Annotated in this window: 7 protein-coding genes; 2 read left to right on the top strand and 5 right to left on the bottom strand. The window is 63.2% G+C overall.

The window, feature by feature from the left end; genetic code table 11:
* Positions 1-202: 202 nt before the first annotated feature.
* Both ABR948_RS27100 and ABR948_RS27095 read left to right on the top strand, forming a co-directional pair.
* Positions 203-1,078, top strand: a complete 876-nt coding sequence (locus tag ABR948_RS27100) for a protein-disulfide reductase DsbD domain-containing protein (RefSeq protein ID WP_428123943.1) — start codon at positions 203-205, stop codon at positions 1,076-1,078.
* Between the two features lie 252 nt (positions 1,079-1,330).
* Entirely contained in the window at positions 1,331-2,698 is a 1,368-nt protein-coding gene (locus ABR948_RS27095) for a lipopolysaccharide biosynthesis protein (RefSeq protein ID WP_428123946.1), read from the top strand.
* A 155-nt stretch (positions 2,699-2,853) separates the two neighbouring features.
* On the opposite strand, the gene ABR948_RS27090 is transcribed toward ABR948_RS27095, so the two are convergent.
* The 5 genes from ABR948_RS27090 to ABR948_RS27070 form a co-directional block, all read right to left on the bottom strand.
* Positions 2,854-3,642, bottom strand: a complete 789-nt coding sequence (locus tag ABR948_RS27090) for a 3-hydroxybutyrate dehydrogenase (RefSeq protein WP_428123940.1) — start codon at positions 3,640-3,642, stop codon at positions 2,854-2,856.
* A 5-nt stretch (positions 3,643-3,647) separates the two neighbouring features.
* Complete coding sequence (locus tag ABR948_RS27085) at positions 3,648-4,817, bottom strand: DUF3734 domain-containing protein (protein ID WP_428123937.1); 1,170 nt, start codon at positions 4,815-4,817, stop codon at positions 3,648-3,650.
* 94 nt (positions 4,818-4,911) lie between these two features.
* Positions 4,912-5,415 (bottom strand): CAP domain-containing protein, encoded by a 504-nt coding sequence (locus tag ABR948_RS27080; RefSeq protein ID WP_428123935.1) that lies wholly within the window; start codon positions 5,413-5,415, stop codon positions 4,912-4,914.
* A gap of 218 nt (positions 5,416-5,633) precedes the next feature.
* Entirely contained in the window at positions 5,634-6,380 is a 747-nt protein-coding gene (locus tag ABR948_RS27075) for a phosphoadenylyl-sulfate reductase (protein WP_428123933.1), read from the bottom strand.
* Positions 6,377-6,798, bottom strand: a 422-nt coding sequence (locus ABR948_RS27070) for a DUF934 domain-containing protein (protein WP_428123930.1), incomplete at its 5' end; no start/stop codon positions are given. The genes ABR948_RS27075 and ABR948_RS27070, both read right to left, overlap by 4 nt.

Genomic DNA, 6,798 nt, shown 5'->3' with positions numbered 1-6,798 from the left:
CGAATCGTCGGCAAGGCCGGCGGCTTTGCGGCGAACCATTCTGGGTCTTTTGCCTTCAGGGTCCATCCGCAAAGGACTCTCGTGTTGCTGCCCATCCTGATATTGGGTGGCGGTTCTGTCAATCAAGCTTCGCGCTCGGTTTTGCAAATCCATCACAAGCAATTCAATGGTTTACGATCTCGCTTGGCTGTAAGGACATCTCATGATCATCCAAGTTCCCTTGCCAGTTCCCTTGCCAATTCCCTTGCGAGCCGCGCCCGGCATCGGCCTTGCCGTATTTCTTGCCGTATTGGCGTCATCCCCGGCGACCACGGCACGTGCCCAGGATGCTTCGCCGTGGCAACACAGTGGGCACTCCGCGGTCCGGCTGCTGGCGGGATCGCGCAGCGGTTCCGTGCTGCTCGGCGGTCTCGCCATGCAACTTGAACCGGGCTGGAAAACCTACTGGCGCAGCCCCGGCGATTCCGGCGTTCCGCCGCGTTTCGACTTCTCCAAATCGGACAATGTCGAAGCGGTGACGGTACTGTGGCCGGCCCCGACCAAATTCGACGACGGCGCCGGCGGCCACTCGCTGGGTTACCACAACCAGATCGTGCTGCCGCTGCGGATTGTCGCAAAAAATTCCGACAAGCCGGTGACGCTTCGCGCCGATATCAATTATGCGGTGTGCGAGAAAATCTGCATTCCGGTCGATGCCAATGCCGAACTCGCCTTTGCCAGTGTGGCCAGCACCGAGGACAGCGCGCTGTTCGCAGCACTTGATACCGTACCCAAGCCGGCCAGCATCGGCGATCCGAACCCGCTGACCATCCGCGACGTCAAGCGCGAAGGCCAAGCCACCGTGCTGGTCGACGTGGTCGCACCCGACACCAGGGAAGTCAGCCTGTTCGTCGAAGGGCCAACCCCGGACTGGGGGCTGCCGATACCCCACCTGCTCGAACACAGCCCGCCCGGGATCAAGCGCTTCGCTTTCGAGCTCGACGGCCTGCCGCCGGGGGCGAAGCCCGATGGCGCCGCGCTGAAATTGACGCTGGTTGGCGGCGACCGCTCCTACGAGTTCAATATCAATCTGGAGTAGGTCTGACGTCGTCCCGGCGAACGCCGGGACCCCAGCGTGAGCGCAATCGCGCTCATCGCGGCTCCGCGGCGGTGCATTGGGGCACTCAGGTAGACACCTTCTTTGATAACTGCGTCCTGTGGTTATGGGTCCCGGCGTTCGCCGGGACGACGGGGGATGGTGACCCGCCCAACCGAATCTTAACGAATAGTTGATAGCCCCGACATCGCCGCATCCCTGCGGCGTCCCGAGGGATTTCACGCCGTGGCCGTGATGGACGCTCAATCCGCAACCGTTCCGCCCACCGGCGCCATCGCGCGGCTGCGAACGATGATTGGCCAGCTTCTTGGCGGTACCAGCGAAGCCTCGGTGACCCGGCGGCTGGCCGGCACGGTTTTCATCATCCGCGTCGTCAGCGCCGCGCTGGCTTACCTTTCGCAAATTCTGCTGGCGCGCTGGATGGGCGGTTCGGACTATGGCGTCTACGTCTATGTCTGGACCTGGGTGCTGCTGCTCGGCAGCATGATGGATTTCGGCATCTCGGCGTCGGCGCAAAAAATCATCCCGCAATACCGCACGGAGGGCGAGCATGCGCTGCTGCGCGGCTTTCTTTCCGGCAGCCGCTGGATGACCTTTGTCGTCTCGTCCATTGTCTCGCTGGCGCTGGCTGGCGGGGTAAGACTGCTGTCGCCCTGGATCGACGCCGGCACGCTGGTTCCGCTTTACATCGGCTGCCTCACGCTGCCCGCCTTCGTGGTCGCCAATACCCAGGACGGCATCGCGCGCTCGCACGACTGGATGCGGCTAGGGCTGATGCCGCAATTCATCGTTCGCCAGACGCTGATCATCGGCCTCACCGCCGGCGCGTTCGCGCTGGGCCTTGATCTCGGCGCGACCGCGGCGATGCTCGCCAGCGCGGCCGCGGTGTGGATCGCCATGATCGGGCAGATGGTGGTGCTGAACCGCCGCCTCGGCGGTCACATCGAGCCCGGCCCGAAGGCCTACGATTTCCGCGGCTGGCTCGCGATCTCGCTGCCGATCCTGATGGTCGAAGGCTTTTATCTGCTGCTGTCCTACACCGACGTGCTGGTGCTGCAGCAGTTTCGTTCCTCGCAGGAGGTCGGCGTCTATTTCGCCGTGGTCAAGACCCTGGCGCTGGTGTCCTTCATCCACTACGCGATGTCGGCGACGACGGCGCACCGTTTTGCCGAGTATCACTCCACCGGCGACAGCGCGCGGCTGTCGGCCTATGTCGCGCACGCGATCAAATGGACGTTCTGGCCCTCGCTCGCCGCAACCATTCTGCTGCTGGCTTTGGGCAAGCCGCTGCTCTGGCTGTTCGGGCCGCAATTCGTCGTCGGCTACGACATCATGTTCATCGCAGCCATCGGCCTCGTGGTACGCTCCGCGATCGGGCCGGTCGAGCGGCTGCTCAACATGCTCGGCCATCAGCATATCTGCGCGCTGGCCTATGCGCTGGCCTTTGCCATGAACGTGGCGCTCTGCATCGCGCTGGTGCCGCGGTTCGGCGGCCATGGCGCGGCGGCGGCGACCTCGATCTCGCTCACCTTCGAGACCGTGCTGTTGTTCTGGATCGTGCGGCGCCGGCTCGGGCTTCACGTGCTGGCGTTCGGCAACTAACCGCGCCCTGACGTCATCACCCGCCACCGGGTCGGCGCAACGCGCCGCCCGATGACAGGCTCCAGCGGGTGATCCAGTAATCGCAATCGCCAAAGTTTTATTCAACCGTCACGGCGTACTGGATGCCCCGCTTTCGCGGGGCATGACGGGCACCCCTACTCCGCGGTCCAGCCGCCGTCGATCGAGAGGTTGGCGCCGGTGATTTGCGCGGCGTCATCGCCGCACAGGAACAGCGCCAGCGCGGCGACCTGTTCGGAAGTGACGAACTCCTTGGTCGGCTGCGCCGCCAGCAGCACGTCGTGGATCACCTGCTCCTTGGTCAGGTTGCGCGCCTTCATGGTTTCCGGAATCTGGTGCTCGACCAGCGGCGTCCAGACATAACCGGGGCTGATGCAGTTGCAGGTGATCTTGAAGGTCGCAAGTTCGAGCGCGGCGGTCTTGGTGAGGCCGGCGATGCCGTGCTTGGCCGAGACGTAGGCCGACTTGAACGGCGAAGCTACCAGCGAATGCGCCGACGCCGTATTGATGATGCGGCCCCAGCCGCGCTTCTTCATGCCGGGCACCACGGCGCGGATGCCGTGGAACGCCGACGACAGGTTGATCGCGATGATCGCGTCCCATTTGTCGATCGGGAATTCCTCGATCGGCGAGACGAACTGGATGCCGGCATTGTTCACCAGCACGTCGACCGAACCGAACGTGCTCTCGCCCAGCGCGATCATCTCGGCGATTTCGGCAGGCTTGGTCATGTCGGCCGGCGAATGGATCGCCTTGACCTTGAAATCGGTCTCGATCGCAGAGCGTTCCCTTTCGATGTCGGCCGGGGCGCCCATGCCATTGATGACGATGTTGGCGCCAGCGCTCGCAAAGGCGCGCGCATATGCCAATCCGATGCCGCTGGTCGAACCGGTCACCACGGCGGTCTTGCCTGTCAACGTACCCATTTTCTTCACTCCTGTTTGCCCTTGGGGGCTTCATCCCCCGTGAGATCGTAAGTCACCATGGTTTCATCTGATTGTGGCCGCTCGAGCCAATCCTTGTGACGCATCGACAGATGAACATCGCGCGCGCCGGCGCCCCAATGCTCGACCATACCGATATGCGAGAAGTCATAATCCTTGGAGGACGATTCGTAGTTCTTGCTGCGGTAGATCAAGTGCACCACCGTGACGGTGCTTTCCTTGGCGGCCTGGCGCAGAACCTCGACCGACGGATCGTTCTTGAGATCGTCCGGCAGCTTGCCGATCAGCTCGCGCAGCGCCTTGCGGGCGTTGTGAACCTGCTTGTTCTTGTCGGTATTCAAGCGGGTGCGGCTGGAAAAGCGAATGTCTTTCTCGCGCTCGGCCGCCTCCAGCAGCGACACCGGCAGGGATCCCCGTGCGCTGAACAGGTCGACCTGGAAGATCAGGAGATCGTCGGCGATGTCTTCGTCGAGCACATAGTCGAGCGGCGTATTGGAGGAAATGCCGCCATCCCAGAAATGCTCGCCTTCAATTTCGACCGAGGGAAAACCCGGCGGCAACGCGCCGGACGCCATGATGTGTTCCGGCCCGATCTTCTTGCCGAGCTTCTTGAACTCGACATTATCGAAATATCTGAAATTGCCGGTGGTGACGCTCACCGCCCCGACGCTGAGCCGGGTCTTGAGGTCGTTGATGCGGTCGAAATCGACCAGACGCTCCAGCGTCTTGCGAAGCGGGGCGGTGTCGTAATAGCTCAGCGCTTGCGGGCTGCCCTGCGGCCACAGCGGCGCCGGCGGAAATCGCGGCTGGAAAAAGCCGGGCACGCCGAACGTCGCGATCAGGGCGGCACTGGTTTCATTGAACAGGGATCGGCCACGGTCGCCTGACGCGACGGGATTCCACGGCACCGGGGACGAAACCAGATCCCAGAATTCCTTGAGGCGTCCGACCCGCTTTTCGGGTGCATTACCGGCGATGATCGCGGCATTGATGGCGCCGATCGAAATGCCGGCAACCCAGTCCGGTTCGAAATCAAAGTGGCACAGCGCCTGATAGGCGCCGGCCTGGTAGGAGCCAAGCGCACCGCCGCCCTGCAGAACGAGGACGCGCTTGGCGGTGGCAGGGGTTCCGGTTGACGCTGGATCGACAGAATTCATTATCGCCCTTGGCTGGACCCAAAATGAGAGCGCAACGTGGCGTCAGTTCGCGATGGCGTCAATCAGGGAGGTGCAAAGCCGGATCAAGCCGTGGTTATCGCGCTTCCGATGATGCCAGAATCAGCGTCCAGAACACCTTGTATTTGGTATTCGGAGCATAGCTCGCCGCGATGCCTAATTTTGTGACACCATTTTGAAGCATATTCGCCCGATGCGGGGGCGAGTCACGCCAGCCTGAAAACGCCTCAGCCAGGGTGTGGTATCCGGCGGATACATTTTCCACCGCCAGCGTCGCGGGGTATCCGGCCGCATTCAAACGCTTCGGCAGCGGCGCCTTGACGTCGTGGTCAAGCTTGTTGCGGCTCGCCATCGCTTGCGACTGCGCTTCGGCGATCTTCATGAGTTCGGGATCGACTACCACGGCGCCGAGACCGTTGTTCTGCCGGTAGAGCGAAATCATCGAGGCCGCGGCCTGGGGATCGAGCCTGGCACCGCTTTCGGCCATGTTGAGATACATGCTTGGCTGCTCGACGGGAACCTCCGCCGCGCAGCCCGCCAGCGCCAACAGCCCCAAAATGGCGATCACCGCCCGCGTCATTGATTCCCCCATGGTCGCCGGCAGTTGTTGCATACCAACCGTGGCTGAATGGTGAACGCTGGGGCTGATCGAGGATAATTAGGCGACATGCCGCCGATGTGGAATTGCACATTTGAGGACGCGCGCCAGCGGCGGTCGGGGATACGCCAAGAGGCGATCCGGGGATACGCCAAGAGGCGATCCGGGGATACGCCAAGAGGCGATCCGGAAATAACGAATCAATCGGGCGGCGATTGCGCGGTATGGATGCCGCATTCGGTCTTGGGCCTGCCGCGCCAGCGGCCGGCCCGCGCGTCTTCATCGGGCGAGGTCCGGCTGGTGCACGGCATGCATCCGACCGACAGATATCCCGACGCCACCAGCGGATGCGGCGGCAGTTTGGCAACCGCATAAATCGCTTCGATTTCCTCGCGCGCGATGTTGGCGAACGGATTGAATTTCAGCCGGCTGCCGTCATCCTCGACCACCGGAATCACGGCACGGGCACCACCCTGAAATCGCTTGCGTCCATTGATCCAGGCGCCGAACGGCGCCAACGCCCGCTGCAACGGCTCGACCTTGCGGATCCGGCAGCACGCGTCAGGATCGGAGAACCACAATTCGCGGTCCGGGTCCTCGCGCAACAGCGCCGCCTCGAGCGGCTTGATCGAACGGACATCGCGCAGGCCGAGTGTCGCGATCAGGGTATCGCGATAGGCAAGTGTCTCCTCGAACAGCCATCCGGTGTCGAGAAAAATCACGGGGATCGCCGGATCGACGTCGGCCACCACTTTGAGCAGCGCCGCCGACTCGGTACCGAATGACGAGACCACGGCAAGCCGCTCGCGGCCGACGATCTGCAAGGCGGCCGCGATCACCTCTGCCGGCGCGGCGTGACGAAGCGCGCGATCGAGCCCCTCGGCCGGTGGCAAATCCACCGCGCCCACCGTCCGCTCCGCCAACACCTGATGCGCAAGCTCATTCACTGGCCGGCACTCTCCGAATGGCGTTGCTGCATGCGCCGGTGAAGCGCGGTGATGCGGCCATCGCCGGTCGGCTGGTAGAATACCGAATAGCGTTTGGCGGTCAGCGCGAACGCTTCCGCGTCGCTTTCCTTCTTGACCTCGAAAGCGTCAAAGCCGGCGCGCAGCATGAACACGAACTGGTCGCGCAACACCTGGCCGGTGGCGCGCAACTCACCCCGGTACGAATAGCGTTCCCGCAGCAACCGCGCCTGGCTGTATGCGCGGCCGTCGCGGAAGCTCGGAAACACCAGCCCGACCACCGCGAGCCGGTCGAGATACGGCACGAGATCGTCGACGTCGCGGTTGTTCGGCCAGATCACGCCGGTCTTGCCGGTGCGACGCGAAAGCGTCTCCGGATCGCCGAGAAAGCGTGTCGAGG

The organism is Bradyrhizobium sp., from assembly GCF_050014615.1.
In the GTDB taxonomy this organism is placed as follows: Bacteria; Pseudomonadota; Alphaproteobacteria; order Rhizobiales; family Xanthobacteraceae; genus Bradyrhizobium.
The sequence above is the reverse complement of the archived record's forward strand: the minus strand, read 5'-3'. Positions and strand labels throughout refer to the sequence as shown.

What these genes read in the sequence shown, in the direction of transcription:
- ABR948_RS27100 (WP_428123943.1), top strand. Translation starts at nt 203, where the DNA reads ATGATCATCCAAGTTCCCTTGCCAGTTCCCTTGCCAATTCCCTTGCGA.
- ABR948_RS27090 (WP_428123940.1), bottom strand. Translation starts at nt 3,642, where the DNA reads ATGGGTACGTTGACAGGCAAGACCGCCGTGGTGACCGGTTCGACCAGC.
- ABR948_RS27080 (WP_428123935.1), bottom strand. Translation starts at nt 5,415, where the DNA reads ATGACGCGGGCGGTGATCGCCATTTTGGGGCTGTTGGCGCTGGCGGGC.
- ABR948_RS27095 (WP_428123946.1), top strand. Translation starts at nt 1,331, where the DNA reads ATGGACGCTCAATCCGCAACCGTTCCGCCCACCGGCGCCATCGCGCGG.
- ABR948_RS27085 (WP_428123937.1), bottom strand. Translation starts at nt 4,817, where the DNA reads ATGAATTCTGTCGATCCAGCGTCAACCGGAACCCCTGCCACCGCCAAG.